Genomic DNA, 16267 nt, shown 5'->3' with positions numbered 1-16267 from the left:
CTTTTGTGTCTGCATCGACACCGCCTACGCCCAGATCAATGAACCAGCAACCTCAGGACCGTTAATGTGACAACACCTCTTCTTCCTTCTCTCAATTGCTAAGCGTTCAACTAAGTCATCCGCATTTGGTTTCAATTTCCAGCGCTGGAAGGTTGGAGGCCGCGGTTGCGATTGAAATGTTCAATGAAGAAAAAAGCTTCTATTGGCCTTCCTGCTACGAACGCGGACTTCGTCGCGTTATTCTCGCAGCGGGATGGCTTCACAAACGACATTGTATCCGTTTGTAAAGTTGACCAACCGGGAGATGCAGCCATAGAGGTGCTTCGGATTTCGATCTCGGGACAAGGGTGGAAGCGAGCCAAAAGATGATGCGAACCACGTTGCGCCTATTCTTCCTTCTCATGGCTTGCCTTTGGGCCTCCATGGGCTTTGCTGCATCGAGCGATACCTACGAGAATTCAACAATCACGGCCCGGCTCATCTCCGTTGAAAATGGGGTCGCGGAAACCTCCAGAACCCTTTCCCTTGGCCTGGATGTCGAGCTGGCCGAGGGCTGGAAAGCCTATTGGCGTTCGCCCGGCGAGGTGGGTCTGCCGCCTGAAATTTCATGGGATGGATCGGAAAATCTGGTGAGCGCACAGATGCTCTGGCCCGCGCCTGAGCGCTTCACGGCATTCGGCATCGAGAATTTTGGCTACAAGACCCGTGTCGTCCTGCCCATTCAGGCAGTTCTCGAAACTGCGGGCCAGTCCGCAACATTGCAGGCGCGTGTTTCATTGCTGGCGTGCTCGACTGTCTGTGTGCCGCATGATTTCGATCTCGCACTGACAATTCCGGCGGGCACCGGGATTGACGCGAAGGCGGCGGGCCTGATTTCGGAGTATGCCCAGCGGGTGCCGCTTGGTCCCGAAGAGAGCGACATCATTGTCGAAACGGCGGTGATCGCGGATGATGCGCTTTATGTGACGGCGCGCAGTGCGAATGCCTTTGTGAAGCCGGATATCTTTCCGGAACTGGGGCCGGAATTCACCTTTGGCAAACCGGACATCCGAACCGATGATGCGGGAACAGCCCTTTGGGCCAAGCTGCCTCTTCTCGCGCAAGGGGAGGATCCGCCGCCCCTGCAACTGACTTTGACCGATGGATCACGCGCGGTGACAGCGCAGCCCGCTTGGTCAGACCGCATCCCGGGTGCACCATTCGAGGTTATGGCGAACCTGCCGGATCTGACGCAAATCCTGGCGATTGCGGCCTTTGCCTTTCTTGGCGGTCTGATCCTGAATGTCATGCCCTGTGTTCTGCCTGTCCTGTCCATCAAGCTGACATCGGTTCTCAATCATGGAAACAAGCCAGCGCACGAGGTCCGGAATGGGTTCCTGATGTCGGCGCTTGGCGTTCTGGTGTTCATGTGGGCCCTCGCCGCAATCATTCTGGTTCTGCAATCCGTCGGCGTCACCGTTGGGTGGGGCCTGCAATTCCAAAGCCCTGTTTTCCTGACCGTCATGTTTCTGGTGCTTGCCGTGTTCTCTGCCAATCTGTTCGGGGTGTTCGAAGTTTCATTGCCCTCCGGGTTGCAGTCACGGCTGGCCAGATCAAGCGGTCGCGACGGGTATGGCGGAGATTTTGCAACAGGCGCCTTCGCGGCGGTGCTGGCCACGCCCTGCTCGGCCCCGTTTTTGGGGACAGCGGTTGCCTTTGCCCTGTCCGGGCGCCCGATTGATGTCATTCTCGTTTTCACGGCTCTGGGGCTTGGGCTCTCCCTGCCCTATCTGGTTCTGGCGGGGAAGCCTGGTCTGGTCCGGTTGTTGCCCAGGCCGGGACGTTGGATGGTTGTCGTCAAATGGGTGCTTGCCGGTCTTCTGGCCGGGACCGCGATCTGGCTGCTCTGGGTACTGATAGGGGTGGCGGGTGGCCGGGTGGCCATGACCGTGCTGCTTATGACGAGCCTTTTCATTCTTCTCGCAACAATACGTTTGCCGGGCAGATTGACGCGCCCGACAGCGCTGGTGGTGGTTGCTGTTCTCAGCCTTCTGGTGCCGACGGCGCTGACAATCCCGCCGCAGACGAGAGCGGTGGGCCAGGACTGGGTCGCGTTCGATCGCTCCGAGATACCGAAACTGGTGTCGCAGGGAAAAACCGTCTTTGTCGACGTGACCGCAGACTGGTGCCTGACGTGCAAGGCCAACAAGACGCTGGTGCTGGACCGTGCGCCCGTGGTCGACCAACTGCGGGGTGATAATGTCGTTGCGATGCGGGCAGACTGGACTAGGTCCAGCACTGACATTTCCCGGTATCTGGAAAGCCACAACAGGTTTGGCATCCCGTTCAACATCGTCTACGGGCCAAACGCGCCAGACGGGATCATCCTGTCCGAGGTTCTGACGTCCGAAGCCGTTCTCGACGCGCTGAGCAGGGCTGCACTTGGCGACCCTGTGACCGCTTTGAAAACGGATGGTTAGGCCTAAAAGAGGCCCATCGCACGCGCCGACATCCAGACGCCCATGAATATCATCATCAGGTTTTCGGTCAGGGACACGAAACCCAGCGGCACGTTTGAACCGCCGCCCACGCAGGCGCACTTGATCTCGCGCTTATCGATGTAGACGGCCTTGAAAACTGAAGCCGCTCCGACCGTACCGATGAACAGTGCAACAGGCGCGCTGATCCAGACCAAGGCACCGGCGACCATGAGAATACCGGCAAGTGCTTCGCCGAAGGGATAGACATAGCCATAGCGCACCCATTTCTGGGCAAGCAGATCGTAGTTCAGAAACATCGTGGAAAACGTCTCGACGTCCTGCAGTTTTTGAACAGCAAGAAAGCTCATCGAGATCGCGATGAACCACTCGAATGCCCGCAGCGTCAGGATCGAACCGTAAAACGCCCAACTGAGACCAAGCGCCATAAGGAATGCGACCGCGAATATCGCAATGACGGGTTGATAAGTCGTCTCGTCGTCATCCTTTACGTCCTGGCCGAAAAATTCCCTCAGCGCGTCATAGCCACCAATTCTTTCATTGCCGATAAAGGTCTGCGGAGTCGTTTCGACACCGTGTTCTTCCATGAAAGCATCCGTTTCCTCGCGGGTGTTCAGAGGCCGGTCCTCAATCGAATACCCCTCCCGCTCAAGCAGGTCCTTCGATTTTCAGCCCATAGGGACAAACATGCTCCTCCATCACCATTCGGTACAAAACCGCCGTCTTCGGGGTGGATTTTGCCTCTCTCGTCATGACGCGTTCCTTTAAATCCTTTAACCGTTGCAGGTCCAATACCCGGTAAATCCGACAGTCAGAGGCGTCTCTCCCGTCAATTCAAACAGCAGGGTGGCGTCTTCACCGTCCGCGTCACCCGGCGCCAGCGTGAATTGGCCACCATCGGCAGACAGGACGCCACCGGACGTCACTGTGTCTTGCGACGTGAAGTTGACCAGCGATCCGGATATCTTGGCGACGCCGTTCCCCGCCCCGTCCGTGACCAGAATGGGATCGGCGTTCACGGCGCGAATGAAACGGCATTGTCCGTCGGACCCCAGTGCGCGTGTTATTTCTTCGGCTTTGAGCGGTGCAGGACGGATTCCGGCAATCACCGGGGTTGCAATCGCTTCTTGAAGCCCCTCCATTTCAGCCGGACCGTCCGCTTCACCAAGTGGCCATTCAGGACCGGCTTCGCCATTTGCCTCAATGTCATCTATGAGGAAACGCATTTCGGAAATTTCGCGGTTTTGCGCCGTCACAATTTCCGAAGCCAGCGCCTCGACCCTTGGATCTGTCAGCTCGGCCCGTTCGCTTGTCATGATCGCAATGGAGTGGTGCGGAATCATCGCGCTCATCCAGCTTTCGTCCTGAATGGTCTCCTGGCTTCTCACGAGCCAGAGCGCGCCGGCGAACATCACGACAGACCCGAGAATGATCGCGGCGTTGACGCCCTTGTTCTTGTACATGTTCAACATGAAAAGGAGCATCACGGTCGCCATCGTCGCGCCCATGATGAACGTCATGTAAAATCGGGTTTCGCTCCAGTAGACATGTTCGAAGGAGTACGAGTTGATGTACATCAGGCCGAACATGATCGCAGTCGATGTGCCGACCATCGCCAGAAACCGGCCATAGGATGAACCTGAATGGCCTCCCGAATGTGCTGCACCTTCACTTGAACGGGTATCGGACCCGCCACGAGATTTCCCGATCGCATCTTCAGACATCTGATCTCTCCATCATGGATTCTATTTGTGGAGGAACAACATTCCAGCGCTGGAGGGTTTCAAGACGATATATCGAAACGGCATGAAACCCCATAAATGTCTGGCCCAGGCATCGTGCGTTACGGGTCTTTGGCCAGATCTTTCAGGATTGGACAATCGGGGCGGTGATCGCCCTGGCAGGCGTCAACGAGGTGAGCCAGGGTCTCTCGCATCGACTTGAGCTGGGCGATTTTTTCGTCAACGGCGGCCAGATGCTCTTGAGCGACAGCCTTGACCTGTGCACTTTCCCGCGTCTCATCTTCATAGAGATCAAGCAGCGTGCGGCAGTCTTCGATCGAGAACCCGAACGTCCTGGCGCGACCGAGAAATGCGAGCTTGTGGATGTCGCTGTCGCGAAAGGCGCGATAGCCGTTGTCGCTGCGCAAAGGCCGGACAAGGCCGATGTCTTCGTAGTAGCGGATTGTCTTCGCTGGCAAACCCGCGCGTTCTGATACTTCTCCGATGTTCACACCTGTCTCCTATTCTGCGGGCTGCGTTGCGAATTTCGTCTCCGCGTCGTGGGGCGGATCCTGTTCCGACATCGTCGCCTTGATCCGTCGCAGCCGCAGCGCGTTGGTCAGAACCGACACGGAGGACAGCGCCATGGCCCCGGCGGCAAACACCGGCGACAGGAGCAATCCAAAGGCCGGGTAAAGCGCGCCCGCCGCCACAGGGATCAGCGCGACGTTATAGCCAAAGGCCCAGATAAGGTTCTGCCGTATGTTGCGCATGGTCTTGCGCGACACGTCGATGGCATTCACCACGCCGCGCAGGTCGCCCGACATCAACACCACGTCGGCGCTTTCGATTGCGACATCCGTGCCGGTTCCGATGGCGATGCCGACATCGGCATGGGCCAGCGCTGGCGCGTCGTTGATGCCGTCTCCGACAAAGGCGATCTTGCTGTTCCCTTGCCGCAATTCGTCCAGGGCGGCGACTTTTCCATCCGGCAACACCCCTGCAATGACATGGTCGATCCCGACCTCGCGGGCGATGGCATCTGCCGTGGCCTTCTTGTCTCCGGTGATCATCGCGACCTTGATCCCTCGATCATGCAGAGCTGCGATCACTTCGGCGCTGGAGGATTTGACCGGGTCTGCCACGGCAATCACGGCCGCCAGGGATCCGTCCACCGCAGCATAAAGCGCGGTGCGTCCCTTTTCGGCCAAGGCCCTTTCGCGGTCTTCCAGCGGGCTGGTGTCAATGCCCTGCTGCACCATGAAGCGATCCGCACCGACATGAACCTTGCGGCCCTGGACAAGCGCCTCGACACCGTAGCCGGTCACGGACCGGAATTCCGTCGCATCGGGCCAGGACAGGCCTTCGCTCTTTGCGGACTGCACAATGGCCTCTGCCACCGGGTGCTCAGACTGCGCCTCGACAGATGCGATGAGGGCGAGTGTCTCTGCCCGGTCAAAGCCGTCGGCCGTGATGAGGTCTGTCAAACTGGGTTGCCCTTGCGTGACCGTCCCGGTCTTGTCCAATGCGACAACGCCAACTTCATCCAGATGTTGCAGCGCATCTCCCTTGCGGAAGAACACCCCCATCTCAGCCGCGCGTCCTGTCCCCACCATGATCGAGGTGGGCGTGGCCAACCCCATGGCGCAGGGGCACGCAATGATCAGAACGGAGACACCCGCCACAAGCGCAAAGGTCAGAGCCGGATCGGGACCGACCAGCAGCCAGACAACCACAGTCGCAAGCGCCAGAACCAGAACGGCAGGCACGAACCACATGGTCACGCGATCCACTAGGCCTTGGATCGGCAGCTTGGCCCCCTGAGCATCTTCGACCATGCGGATAATCTGCGCCAGCGTGGTATCCGCCCCGACTCGCGTCGCCGTTATGGTCAGGCTCCCGGTGCCGTTCACCGTGCCGCCGGTCACCGGTTCGCCAGCAGCCTTTGGCACGGCGAGGGGTTCACCGGTGATCATGCTTTCATCGACGTTGCTTGATCCTTCTGTGACCTCGCCATCGACAGGCAGCCTTTCACCGGGACGCACGAGGATCTGATCGCCGATCCGCAGTTCCTTGATGTCAACCTCGGTCGCCTGCCCGTCACGCAGGACCCTGGCTGTCTTTGCCTGCAGACCAAGAAGGGCCTGAATGGCTGCACCGGTCTTGCCTTTGGCCCGCGCTTCAAGCCAGCGACCCAACAAGATCAGAACGACAATAACCGCCGCTGCTTCGAAATAGACGGCGCGCACACCGTCAGGCAGCACCTGAGGCAGGAAGGTCGCGACTACGGAATAAGTCCACGCCGCCCCGGTTCCCAGTGCGACAAGGCTGTTCATATCCGGGGCACGCTTGATCAACGCCGGAATGCCCTTCGCAAAGAACCCCCAACCCGGTCCGAAAAGAACCACCGTGGCAAGCGCGAATTGGATCAGCCATGACGTTTGAATGCCGATTGTGCTCTCAATCAGGCCCTCAAAGCCGGGTATGGTATGTTTTCCCATTTCCAGAACGAACACCGGCACGGTCAGGATCGCGGCAAGGATGACACGGCGCGCCAGCGCGTCGGCTTCTTCTGCCTTGCGGTCCGATCGGTCCTCGTGCGCATCGCTCTGCGCAATCTCGGCCGGGTACCCCGCCTCCGTACTGATCCGGGCAATCTTTTCCGGGGTGATGGCATCTGGCAGATACTCTACCACAGCCGTTTCGGTTGCCAGATTGACCGCCGCATTCAATACGCCGGGTGTCCGTACAAGCGCCTTTTCAACCCGACCGACACAGGACGCGCAGGACATGGCGTCTACGTTCAATGTTACGCGCCCCGTCCGTGCCGGGTATCCGGCGTTCGAGAGGGCCGTGACCGCCACGCCCGTGGTGGCCGGATTATCCATCTGAAATTGAGCCGTTTCGTTCACAAGGTTGACACTGACGTTCGAAAGGCCCGGAACCTCGTTCAAAGCCTTCTCAACCCTGCCCACACAAGACGCACAGTTCATGCCGGAAACGGATAGACGTATCGTATTGGGGTCGGTCATGAGGGCCTCCTCGGTTGAACTTACCCTGATATAGGGCTTCCAGTTGCTGGAAGCTCAAGAGAGTATCTAATTTTTTTTGATATTTGCTTGACCTTCCTCCCGATGGAACGACCAAGTCTGAGGTTGTACCAAAAATGGAGGCCTTCATGATTTTTTCCGTCCCGAAAATGAGCTGTGGACACTGCACATCCGCTATAGAAAGCGGCATCAAGGCAAAGGATCCATCAGCCGTTGTCACGGCCGATCTGGACCTTCGCCTTGTCACTGTCCAAAGCACATTGGAACAGGCGACCGTGCGGCAAGCCATCGCTGACGCTGGCTACGACGCTTCAGCCGCGTAGGATTGTCCTTATTCGGCGGCCCGTGCCTGATCGACAAGCTCGATCATCTGGTCCGCCTGGATCAGGCCCGGCGCAAGACTGTCGCCGATCACAAATGAAGGTGTGCCACTGAACCCCAGAGATTGCGCAAGCCGCATGGAAGTCTGTATGTGTTCTTCGATTTCCGGTCCGTTCATGTCGCGACGCAACTGTGCAACATCGAGGCCGATGTCTTCCGCAGTGCGGAGAATCGATGCTTCCTCTGCGCGTTCCTTCAGTTGCATCATGGCCCAATGAAACTCTTCATATTTGCCCTGGTTTCGGGACGCCAGCGCCGCGCGGGCGGCAAAAACCGACCCGTCCCCCAGAATGGGCCATTCCCGGTAAACGACCCTGACGTTGGGATCAGCAGCGAGCAGGGCCTCCATTTCAGGTTTAACCCGGCGGCAATAGGGGCAGTTGTAGTCGAAGAATTCGACAACCGTGATATCGCCATCCGGATTGCCCAGAACGGGCGCATTGGGATCATTTTCAAGCGTGGCTTTTTCCGTATCGAAAACCTGCGCTGCGGCTTGCGCCTGCAACGCCTGCTGTTGCTGTTCGAACAACTGCGCGGCCTCGAACACGATGCCCGGATTCTCGCGGATGGCTTCCAGCACCAGTTCCTTGATCCGGTCTTCGTCCATGCCGTCTGCAATCGCAGCGATCGGAAGCATTAACAGTGCGGTGGTAGCCAAGAATCTTTTCATTATCCGTCTCCTTGTGAGGCAATATCCTGGGCCGTGCGCTCGGCTTGCGTGGCGCGTTCACGCTCCGGCCATGTTGACTTGATGTATGCGAGGATGTCCCAGATTTCCCCGTCGCTCAGTTGGTCGCCGAAACCGGGCATGCCGCTGTTGAAGTCAACGCCTTGCGCCGCGAGAACCTCGGCGCCCCCCAGCTTGGTGTAGGCGAACAGCATGCTGTCCGCGTGGTGCCAAGTGTGGCCGCTTGCATCATGCGGCGGTGCGGGCAGGCTTCCGTCATCGCGCGGACTGCGCCAGTTTTCTTCACCTTCCAGATTTGCGCCATGGCACGCGGCGCAATTTTCGGCATAGAGGACTTCGCCCGCGGCCACATCGGCTGAGGAGTTGATGAGGTTTTCCGCCGTATGGTCGGTTCCGCCGGACCGGGTCCACAGGAATATGGTAGCCACCGCAACGGTAACTACGCCCAACGCAAGATAGACGGATCGCGGGGTCATCCAACGACGATCTTGGTCATCATGCCCGAAGCCGCATGCGACAGCATGTGGCAATGTAGCAGCCATTGGCCCGGGTTGTCCGCCACAAAGGCAATCTCGCGCGTCTGACCCCGTTCAAGAAGGGTCGTGTCACGCAGCGGTCCGAGGGTGCCGTTTTCGGCGACCTCGTGGAAGTGAATGCCATGCAGGTGCATCGCGTGCGGAAACGCCGTGTCGTTCACGATCTTCAATCGTACATTCTGGCCGCGGTCCAGCCGCGCAAGGGGATCACCGTTGATCCCGTCCACTTTGCCGTTGAACGACCAGAAATACCCGGCCTCGACGATCTCGCCGATCGGCTTGAGTTCGCCCCCAAGGGAAGCGGACCTCATCCGCCCCATGGCACCGCCTTCCATACTCAGGCTGAGCATCGTGGCTTCACTCAAGTCGACCATCCTGTGGTCGTTCGGCGGCAAGGCCAAAGGCGCGTCTCGACGATTTTTCGAGCCCCACTCAACGACCTCGAATGTAACCTGGCTGAAGGCCTCTTCCCGGCCGAACTGAAGAATATGAGCCGTTTCACCAACATCCGCGACCACATCGACGATCAGGTCGATCCGTTGAGCCGGAGCGAGGATCATCGGCTCCGTCACCTTAATGGGTGCAGCCAGGGGCATGCCGTCCAAAGCAACCGCCCAACCGTCAAGGCCTTCCAGCCCCAGTTGGAAATTGCGCGCATTGGCAGCATTGATCAGCCGCAAGCGCAGTCTTTCGTTCTTGCGTGCACTCAGGCCCAGATTGAAGGTTCCATTGGTCGTCAGCAGGTTGCCGATGCGCCCTGCGTGGCTGAGATCATGAGGCGCTCCGAAGTCGTCTTTGATCTGCGCGGTTTCGGGGTCAATAAGCCAATCATCCAGGATCAGGACTTCCTCGCGATCAATGTCGAGAGGCTCGGCCTCTTCCACGATCAGTGCACCGTAAAGCCCTCTGCCCACCTGCTCAAACGACCTATTATGGGCATGGTACCAATAGGTCCCGGCATCCGGGACAGTAAAGTCATAGTCGAATGTTTCCTCCGGCTGGACCACATCCTGTGTCAGGCCGGAAACGCCATCCATCGCATTGTCGATGCGGATGCCGTGCCAATGCGTCGACGTTCCCTGAGAAAACCGGTTGACCAATCTGCGCTGGACACGCCCCCCCTGCGCCACGCGAATCTCCGGACCGGGTGAGCCGCCGTCAAAGCACCAAAGCGATGTCTTGCCATAGTTGCCGGGCAGCAGCTGCACGTCGCTTTGCTGGGCTGTCAGGGTCGCGAATGGCGTGCCCGCAAATCCAGTGCTGGCCGACAGACCACTGAACGCAGCAGATGTTGCCAGAAATTGGCGGCGATTGAGCGTGATCATTCGTGGGTTCCCAAGATTATGATTTGTTGTCCAGCAGGTAGGTGGCCATCGCATTCAGGTCTGCGTCGCTCAGAAAGCCCGTGCCATAGCGCACGACTTCGGCCATTGATCCACCAAATACGTCGCCAGACGGCGTTATGCCAGATCGCAATGCATAAGCCATATCGTCTGTTGTCCAGCCTTCGGACACAAGATCGCGCGTCCGGATCGAAGGTGCTTTGCCACCTCCCGGCAAGGCGTCGTTGCCGGAAAACCTCTTCGATACTATGCGTGCGCCTGCAAAGTTCCGCGTTGTGTGGCAGGCAGCACAATGTGCCGCCCCGTTGACCAGCAGCTTGCCCCTGTTCCAAGCATCGCTTCGGTCCGCCTCTGGTGCGGTGTCAGGCTTTGTCAGAAAAGCCGCCCGCCAAAGTTTCATCCCCCATCGCTGATCGAACGGAAAAGGCACCTCATGGGACGGGGTCGGCACATTCACGGCTGGCACGGTCTGGAACGCGGCCCACAGATCGGCAATGTCCTGATCCGTGTAATTTGCATAAAACGGGTAGGTGAAGGTGGGATAATAGGGGTCTCCGTCCGGGGAAATTCCCTGCCTTACCGCTTTTGCAAACTCTTCTACTGTCCAGCCGCCAATCCCGAATTCGACATCGGTGGTCAGATTTGGCGGATAGAATGTCCCGAAATCGGTCCGGAGTGGCGCTCCTCCTGCCAATGGCGCCCCGCCAGCTTCAAAGTTGGTGTGGCACGCAATGCATCCACTGGCGCGCGCCAGATACGACCCCCGCTGGGCATCGCCTTGCAGGGTCAGGTCCGAGACTGGCGCACCGATCGGCCAGGCTATCGTTGCCGCGACAACGCCGATGCCGCCGACGACCCCCGCACCGATGATCCAACGCCACCACCGCATCTGATCACTTGTCCTCTTTGCGGAACTTCTGGTGGCAGGCCGAACAGGTCTGGGCGACCATCGCGAACGCACGGTCGGTCGGCATGTCCGCAAACATCTCGGTCGTCATGGGAAGGTCCGATCCCATCATGCCCCCTCCCATTGCAGGCGCGGACCCGCCACCCATCATCCCGTCAGTGGCGCCGCCCATCATTGATTCGCTACCGTTGCCCTGTGCTGCGGCCAACCCATTGCCTGCGCTCAACTTCAATCCTTCGGCGGCTGTTCTCAACTCTTGCGCAAGGGCCGCGAACTCTTCGCTGTTTTCCCAGACCGACGGCAACGCCTTGGACACTCCGCCACCCGAGCCTTCAGGAAACAGTCGCGTCATTTGCTCACCGGCATGGCCGATCATCGCGCCAGCTTCCCTGCGGACGACATCGGCGTCATAAGGTACCTGACCCCGCATCATGGGTGATAGCGTCTTGAGTGTTTTGGCCATCGCGGACATGCCCTGCATCCGCTCCAGCACCACGCCGGTTGCTCCGGAATGCGCCAAGGCAGCAACGCCGGTCGTCCCGATCGCAATGGCAGTAATCCATATCTTCATGTTCAAGTTGGTCATTCCTGTCAATTGATCCCGTTGGCGCGCTGAAGTTCCCGCACATATGCAACAACCATCTTCACATCGCCGGGCGTGACGCCTTCAACTGGCGGCATATTGCCAAACTTCCAATGGTGCGCTCTGACACCTTGTTTCGCGGCAAGCAAAAAAGCGGCGTCACCGTGATGGCTCGGTTCATAGATCTTGTGGACAAGCGGCGGTGCCACGCCATTCTGTCCGGCAGCATTCGCACCGTGACAAGCGGCGCAAGCGCCATCGAAAACACGCTTTCCCAATTGGGCATTTGCTGAGAATTCAGCAGGCACAACCACGTCTGCAATCGGCGCGCCCTCTTCCGTCTGCGAAAGATCAGGCGTTGTCATTGTGTGGCCGGGCATCGAAGACGATGGCTGCAATTGCTGCCAGATCACAACCGCGCCACCGACGACAAAAAACGCCGCAATCAGGATGCCGGACTTCGACATCAGATTAATCGTACCTGCGTGCCGACCGGTGTCCTTTCGAACACCTCGATGATTTGCTCGTTGTAGAGACCGATACACCCGCTTGAAGAGCGTCTTCCGATCTTGCGCGTATCATGGGTGCCGTGAATCCTGTAGTACGTCCAACTCAGGTGCAGGGCACGGACGCCCAACGGGTTATCCGGCCCGGGCGGCATATAGGCTGGCAAAGACGGGTCACGTTCGCGCATGGAGGGTGTAGGGGTCCAGTCAGGTTCGGGGTCCTTGAACGTGACTGTCGTGTAGCCGCGCTTTGTCAGCTCGTCAGACAAGGGAACCGATGTCGGATAAATGCGCATTTCGCCATCGGCCGTCCAGTGTTGCATCACGCGGGTAACGGTGTCTGCGATGATGATACCCTTGTCCAAAGCGTCAAAGTGGTCTTGCCAAGCGTGTGTACGAAACGATGAGATATTCCTTCGGACACTGGTTTGATCCACCTGCGCACGCAGGATGGACGGGGCCGCGAAAGCTGCCGATGCGGTACCTGCCGTGAATGCTCGACGCGTTACACGTGTTTGCTTGCGGGTCATCATATGGCCTCATGTTGTTGTCTGCCTATCCACTAGACTACCCGCCTGGTCGCATTTCATGAACAGTCCGGGGCCTGATATTATGTAACGATATGTATCCCGGCCAACGGACACGTCTTCGCGCTGCTGCCTCAAACCTCGATGGGTTTCAGGACAACACGCGTGTCGAGCGGGACCTTCTCATAGAGTTCGATGATCTGATTATTGGTAAGCCTTGCACAGCCGTTTGAGACACGTCGACCAATCGTCTTCGGATCCGTTGTGCCGTGAATTCTCAGGTAGGTGTCCCCACGCCCTGGCTGGTAAAGATACAAGGCGCGGGCACCGAGTGGATTGTTCAGCCCACCGGGCACACCGCCCGCAAAACGAAGATATCGGTCAGGATCTCTGGCTATCATGGCGGGTGTGGGCGTCCACCGCGGCCACTTTTGCTTGCGCGCGACATAGAACTCGCCGGATTCATAGAGCCCCTCCCGGCCAATTCCGACGGTATACCTGATTGCCCGATTGTTCGGCAAAGTCCAAAATAAAGCGAACTGGTTCGGATCGACATGTATTTCTCCCGGTTTGTCTGCCTCGGTGAACGGAACCTGGCGCGGCAACTGCTCCGGGGGCACCACAGATGGCCCGACGCGCCGGTCGTGCTCTGCGTCACTATGCGCGAATGCTGTTTTTCCACTCACCGAAAGAGCTGCAACAGAAGTCAGGAAATATCTTCGTTTCATATACTTGCCTCACTAAACTAGTCGGGTTTGAGGTGACGAACAACCCGCGCCATATGTGGCGAGCCTTCCTCTTTCGGGGCTGACTCGGCGCTTTGTTTGACGGGCAGCGTGATTTCAGCGCGCAGACCCCCATCAGTGCGGTTTTTCAGTTCGATAGAACCACCGTGCTCAAGGATGATGCTGCGCGCAATCGACAGCCCCAGGCCATGACCGCCGGTATCCTGTGATCGCGACGTCTCGAGCCTGACATAGGGTCCGAAAACAGCCTCCAGCTGATTGTCGGGAATACCGGGCCCCTGATCGTCGATGGCGACCACTACCTCACTGCCCATGCGTTGCCACGAAACCCTGGCCTCACTCCCGTAGCGGATCGCGTTCTCAATCAGGTTTCTCAACGCGCGCCCCATCGCGCTTGGTTTCACGGATACGATGAGTGGACCTTGGCTGGTCACCTGAACCTTGTCCAAGCCCATACCAGTGATCAGATCGTGCAAATCAACCGATTGGACCTCTTCATGCTGTCCGACGCCCTTCGCGAAATCGAGGGTCGCATCGACCATCCGTTGCATCTCTTCACTTGACGCCACCAAGGACGTGCGCGTGTCTTCGTCGTCCACCATTTCGGCCCGCACCCTAAGCGCCGTCAAAGGCGAGCGCAGATCATGCGCAAGCGCTGCAAGCATCTGGGTCCGGTCACTGACAAATCGCGTCAGGCGATCCTGCATGATGTTGAATGATCGGGTCAGATCCCGAACTTCCTTCGGCCCTACGACCGGCAGATCGCCCTTGGCGGCGCCGCGACCCAGACGTTCGGACGCAGTCGCGAGATCGTTGAGTGGTCCGGTCAATCGGGACAGGAGAAACCAGAAACTTGCAACCAGCAGAAGTCCCGCAGTCAGTGCAAAGGATATGTTGGACGCCAGCGACCTTTGCAGAGGCGGCCGTTCGAACCGCGTCTCGATGTTGAGCCAATTCCCACCGGACAGCGCAATGGACAGCTCCATCTCGATGGCCGCAAGGCTGCCCTGCATCATTTCGGCGTGCATTTGCGCCATTTCCGGTGACAGGTTCGGAAGGGGCAGCAGACCTCCCTCGATTTCATGAACCTCAACCCGGATATCCCGGCTGTAGCTTTCCTGAAGCAGTGCCCGTATCCGCGCTTCGACCGCTCCACCGTCATCGTGTTGTCCGTGTGCAACCGACGGCTCGTCTGTAAGGTCGAACCGTACGAGCGGAGACGTTGCCGCGCGGACGATCTGGGCATGCAATTCCGGGGGTGCGCCTTCAATCAACTGTGCGACATTTGCGGCCCTTCCGGCGGCTTCGGCACCGATGGCGGCCTGAATGGCTAACGAGCGTTCATCAACGAAAAACCAAAGACTCAGAGCTTGCGCGAGGATCAAGACACCGAGGACCAGAAGGGCAATCTGTGCACGCAACGTCCGCGGAAGCAGCTTCATTCGCAAATCTCGACATCGCAGGAAAGACTATACCCCCCATGCCGGACAGTCGCGATGATCTTCGGGCGCAAAACGTCCTCTTCCATCTTCCGGCGCAACCGGCTCACCTGATTGTCGATGGTTCGGTCCAATGGACCGGCGACCCGGCCGGTGCTCAATTTGAGCAGCTCGTCGCGGCCAATGACCGTCCTTGGCCTTTGCAGGAACAGGGTCAGGAGTTTGAGTTCACCGGATGTAAGTTGCGTACGCGAACCGCCTTGGTCAATCAGTGTGCGGCCATCGAAATCCAGCTTTAGGTGTGCAAACTTCAACGTTTTCCCCGCAAAACCATTCGGTTTTGGGATCAGCTGCGTCCGACGCAATATCGCGTTGATCCGCGCCACCAGTTCCTTGGGATTAAACGGCTTGGCGAGATAATCGTCTGCCCCGCCATCCAGACCCGCGATGCGGTCTTCGTCGTCACCCAATGCGGTCAGCATCAGGATCGGAATATGCCCTTCCTTGCGCAATCGCCTGCACGCGGACAGCCCGTCTTCCCCCGGCATCATCACATCGAGGACAATCAGATCGAAATGCGCTTCCGCCAGCCTTGCGTCCATCTCAACTGCATTTTCCGCCGCTGAAGCACGCATGCCGTTGCGTTCCAGATAACTGGTGACGGATTTCCGAATCTCTGAATGGTCATCGACGACAAGGATGCGTGGCAGATCGCTCATGCCGCCAACATAGTCATTTTCACCAAGGGACGCCCATCCCGTGTTTGTAGCCAAATGTAACAGCGCGGGCAGTCGACTTCGGGATACCGAGCAACTATTTAAGGAAGAACATCGAGGAGTTTTAAGTGAACCGACGTGAATTTGGCCTTACGGCACTCAGCCTGGCCTTGGCCGGGCCTGCTTTGTCGCAAACCGCCGCACCCACGTTGCAGGTGACAAAGACACCGACCTGCGGCTGCTGCGGCGCTTGGGTAAATGAGATGATCGCTGCCGGTTTCAAGGCATCGGTCGAGGACGTGGATTACGACACGCTTCAGGTTCTGAAGCAGAAACACGGCATCGCGCCGGAACTGGCAGGATGTCACACTACGTCCGTGGGCGGATATTTCGTCGAGGGTCACGTGCCTGCGGCTGACATCGGGCGGTTGCTGAGCGAAAAACCTGTCGCGCGCGGACTGACAGCACCGGGAATGCCCATGGGTTCGCCCGGCATGGGCCCCCAAGGTGATCCCTATGATGTGCTGCTTGTACTGATGGATGGGTCGACGCAAGTCTTCGCAACCCACGGCTGACGTGTTTGCCCGCGATACGTTCCGACAAAGTTTTTCGCCGACCTTACCATTCGGCAGATTTTGTTGGAACGT

The 16267-nt window shown here is 58.4% G+C and carries 16 protein-coding genes and 1 pseudogene; 3 read left to right on the top strand and 14 right to left on the bottom strand.

Translation table 11 applies throughout. From position 1 onward, the window contains the following. Positions 1-368 precede the first annotated feature (368 nt). A complete protein-coding gene (locus ACGYLA_RS16470; protein WP_394377334.1) occupies positions 369-2459 on the top strand; it encodes a protein-disulfide reductase DsbD family protein in 2091 nt (696 codons plus the stop codon). A gap of 2 nt (positions 2460-2461) precedes the next feature. Here ACGYLA_RS16470 and ACGYLA_RS16465 read toward each other — a convergent pair. The 4 genes and pseudogenes from ACGYLA_RS16465 to ACGYLA_RS16450 form a co-directional block, all read right to left on the bottom strand. Further along, positions 2462-3182, bottom strand: a pseudogene (locus ACGYLA_RS16465) (MauE/DoxX family redox-associated membrane protein). A 68-nt stretch (positions 3183-3250) separates the two neighbouring features. Beyond that, positions 3251-4201, bottom strand: coding sequence for a DUF305 domain-containing protein (locus ACGYLA_RS16460; protein ID WP_050686576.1), 951 nt, complete (start codon positions 4199-4201; stop codon positions 3251-3253). Positions 4202-4320: 119 nt separating this feature from the next. After that, positions 4321-4710, bottom strand: coding sequence for a Cu(I)-responsive transcriptional regulator (gene cueR, locus ACGYLA_RS16455; protein ID WP_005619161.1), 390 nt, complete (start codon positions 4708-4710; stop codon positions 4321-4323). 9 nt (positions 4711-4719) lie between these two features. After that, the gene (locus tag ACGYLA_RS16450; protein ID WP_043847201.1) at positions 4720-7230 is read right to left on the bottom strand and encodes a heavy metal translocating P-type ATPase; all 2511 of its coding nucleotides are present in this window, start codon (positions 7228-7230) and stop codon (positions 4720-4722) included. Positions 7231-7376: 146 nt separating this feature from the next. On the opposite strand from ACGYLA_RS16450, the gene ACGYLA_RS16445 reads away from it, so the two are divergent. Then, positions 7377-7571, top strand: a complete 195-nt coding sequence (locus ACGYLA_RS16445) for a heavy-metal-associated domain-containing protein (RefSeq protein WP_043847225.1) — start codon at positions 7377-7379, stop codon at positions 7569-7571. Between the two features lie 8 nt (positions 7572-7579). Here the strand turns inward: ACGYLA_RS16445 and ACGYLA_RS16440 are convergent, their stop codons facing one another. The 10 genes from ACGYLA_RS16440 to ACGYLA_RS16395 form a co-directional block, all read right to left on the bottom strand. Next, positions 7580-8299 carry a DsbA family protein gene (locus ACGYLA_RS16440; protein WP_043847202.1) on the bottom strand — a complete coding sequence of 240 codons (720 nt, stop codon included), beginning with the start codon at positions 8297-8299 and terminating at the stop codon, positions 7580-7582. Beyond that, complete coding sequence (locus ACGYLA_RS16435; protein WP_005619169.1) at positions 8299-8793, bottom strand: cytochrome c; 495 nt, start codon at positions 8791-8793, stop codon at positions 8299-8301. Before ACGYLA_RS16435 ends, ACGYLA_RS16440 begins: the two co-directional genes overlap by 1 nt. Beyond that, positions 8790-10178, bottom strand: a complete 1389-nt coding sequence (locus ACGYLA_RS16430) for a multicopper oxidase family protein (RefSeq protein ID WP_050686572.1) — start codon at positions 10176-10178, stop codon at positions 8790-8792. Before ACGYLA_RS16430 ends, ACGYLA_RS16435 begins: the two co-directional genes overlap by 4 nt. Positions 10179-10194: 16 nt before the next feature. Continuing rightward, positions 10195-11085, bottom strand: a complete 891-nt coding sequence (locus ACGYLA_RS16425) for a cytochrome c (RefSeq protein ID WP_009824485.1) — start codon at positions 11083-11085, stop codon at positions 10195-10197. 4 nt (positions 11086-11089) lie between these two features. Then, positions 11090-11689, bottom strand: coding sequence for a cytochrome c (locus ACGYLA_RS16420; protein ID WP_009824484.1), 600 nt, complete (start codon positions 11687-11689; stop codon positions 11090-11092). A gap of 5 nt (positions 11690-11694) precedes the next feature. Continuing rightward, positions 11695-12153: a cytochrome c gene (locus ACGYLA_RS16415; RefSeq protein WP_005619178.1), complete on the bottom strand. Its 459-nt coding sequence runs from the start codon at positions 12151-12153 to the stop codon at positions 11695-11697. After that, positions 12153-12725: a L,D-transpeptidase gene (locus tag ACGYLA_RS16410; RefSeq protein ID WP_394433850.1), complete on the bottom strand. Its 573-nt coding sequence runs from the start codon at positions 12723-12725 to the stop codon at positions 12153-12155. Before ACGYLA_RS16410 ends, ACGYLA_RS16415 begins: the two co-directional genes overlap by 1 nt. A 128-nt stretch (positions 12726-12853) precedes the next feature. After that, on the bottom strand, positions 12854-13447 hold the full coding sequence (locus ACGYLA_RS16405) for a L,D-transpeptidase (protein ID WP_005619183.1): 594 nt from the start codon (positions 13445-13447) through the stop codon (positions 12854-12856). 17 nt (positions 13448-13464) lie between these two features. Beyond that, entirely contained in the window at positions 13465-14907 is a 1443-nt protein-coding gene (locus ACGYLA_RS16400; protein WP_050672446.1) for an ATP-binding protein, read from the bottom strand. Next, complete coding sequence (locus tag ACGYLA_RS16395; protein WP_050672447.1) at positions 14904-15623, bottom strand: response regulator; 720 nt, start codon at positions 15621-15623, stop codon at positions 14904-14906. The genes ACGYLA_RS16400 and ACGYLA_RS16395 overlap by 4 nt, the downstream gene beginning before the upstream one ends. 125 nt (positions 15624-15748) lie before the next feature. Between ACGYLA_RS16395 and ACGYLA_RS16390 the strand changes: the two genes are divergently transcribed. Continuing rightward, the gene (locus ACGYLA_RS16390) at positions 15749-16195 is read left to right on the top strand and encodes a DUF411 domain-containing protein (RefSeq protein WP_043847208.1); all 447 of its coding nucleotides are present in this window, start codon (positions 15749-15751) and stop codon (positions 16193-16195) included. The last annotated feature ends 72 nt before the right edge of the window (positions 16196-16267 follow it).

Source organism: Sulfitobacter sp. 1A13679, assembly GCF_043557115.1.
Classification (GTDB): Bacteria; Pseudomonadota; Alphaproteobacteria; order Rhodobacterales; family Rhodobacteraceae; genus Sulfitobacter; species Sulfitobacter faviae.
This window is presented reverse-complemented; position numbering and strand designations above follow the sequence as displayed.

Excerpts from the sequence above, each read along its gene's own strand:
- ACGYLA_RS16470 (WP_394377334.1), top strand. The coding sequence starts at position 369 with ATGCGAACCACGTTGCGCCTATTCTTCCTTCTCATGGCTTGCCTTTGG.
- ACGYLA_RS16460 (WP_050686576.1), bottom strand. The coding sequence starts at position 4,201 with ATGTCTGAAGATGCGATCGGGAAATCTCGTGGCGGGTCCGATACCCGT.
- ACGYLA_RS16450 (WP_043847201.1), bottom strand. The coding sequence starts at position 7,230 with ATGACCGACCCCAATACGATACGTCTATCCGTTTCCGGCATGAACTGT.
- ACGYLA_RS16445 (WP_043847225.1), top strand. The coding sequence starts at position 7,377 with ATGATTTTTTCCGTCCCGAAAATGAGCTGTGGACACTGCACATCCGCT.
- ACGYLA_RS16440 (WP_043847202.1), bottom strand. The coding sequence starts at position 8,299 with ATGAAAAGATTCTTGGCTACCACCGCACTGTTAATGCTTCCGATCGCT.
- ACGYLA_RS16435 (WP_005619169.1), bottom strand. The coding sequence starts at position 8,793 with ATGACCCCGCGATCCGTCTATCTTGCGTTGGGCGTAGTTACCGTTGCG.
- ACGYLA_RS16430 (WP_050686572.1), bottom strand. The coding sequence starts at position 10,178 with ATGATCACGCTCAATCGCCGCCAATTTCTGGCAACATCTGCTGCGTTC.
- ACGYLA_RS16425 (WP_009824485.1), bottom strand. The coding sequence starts at position 11,085 with ATGCGGTGGTGGCGTTGGATCATCGGTGCGGGGGTCGTCGGCGGCATC.
- ACGYLA_RS16420 (WP_009824484.1), bottom strand. The coding sequence starts at position 11,689 with ATGACCAACTTGAACATGAAGATATGGATTACTGCCATTGCGATCGGG.
- ACGYLA_RS16415 (WP_005619178.1), bottom strand. The coding sequence starts at position 12,153 with ATGTCGAAGTCCGGCATCCTGATTGCGGCGTTTTTTGTCGTCGGTGGC.
- ACGYLA_RS16410 (WP_394433850.1), bottom strand. The coding sequence starts at position 12,725 with ATGATGACCCGCAAGCAAACACGTGTAACGCGTCGAGCATTCACGGCA.
- ACGYLA_RS16405 (WP_005619183.1), bottom strand. The coding sequence starts at position 13,447 with ATGAAACGAAGATATTTCCTGACTTCTGTTGCAGCTCTTTCGGTGAGT.
- ACGYLA_RS16400 (WP_050672446.1), bottom strand. The coding sequence starts at position 14,907 with ATGAAGCTGCTTCCGCGGACGTTGCGTGCACAGATTGCCCTTCTGGTC.
- ACGYLA_RS16395 (WP_050672447.1), bottom strand. The coding sequence starts at position 15,623 with ATGAGCGATCTGCCACGCATCCTTGTCGTCGATGACCATTCAGAGATT.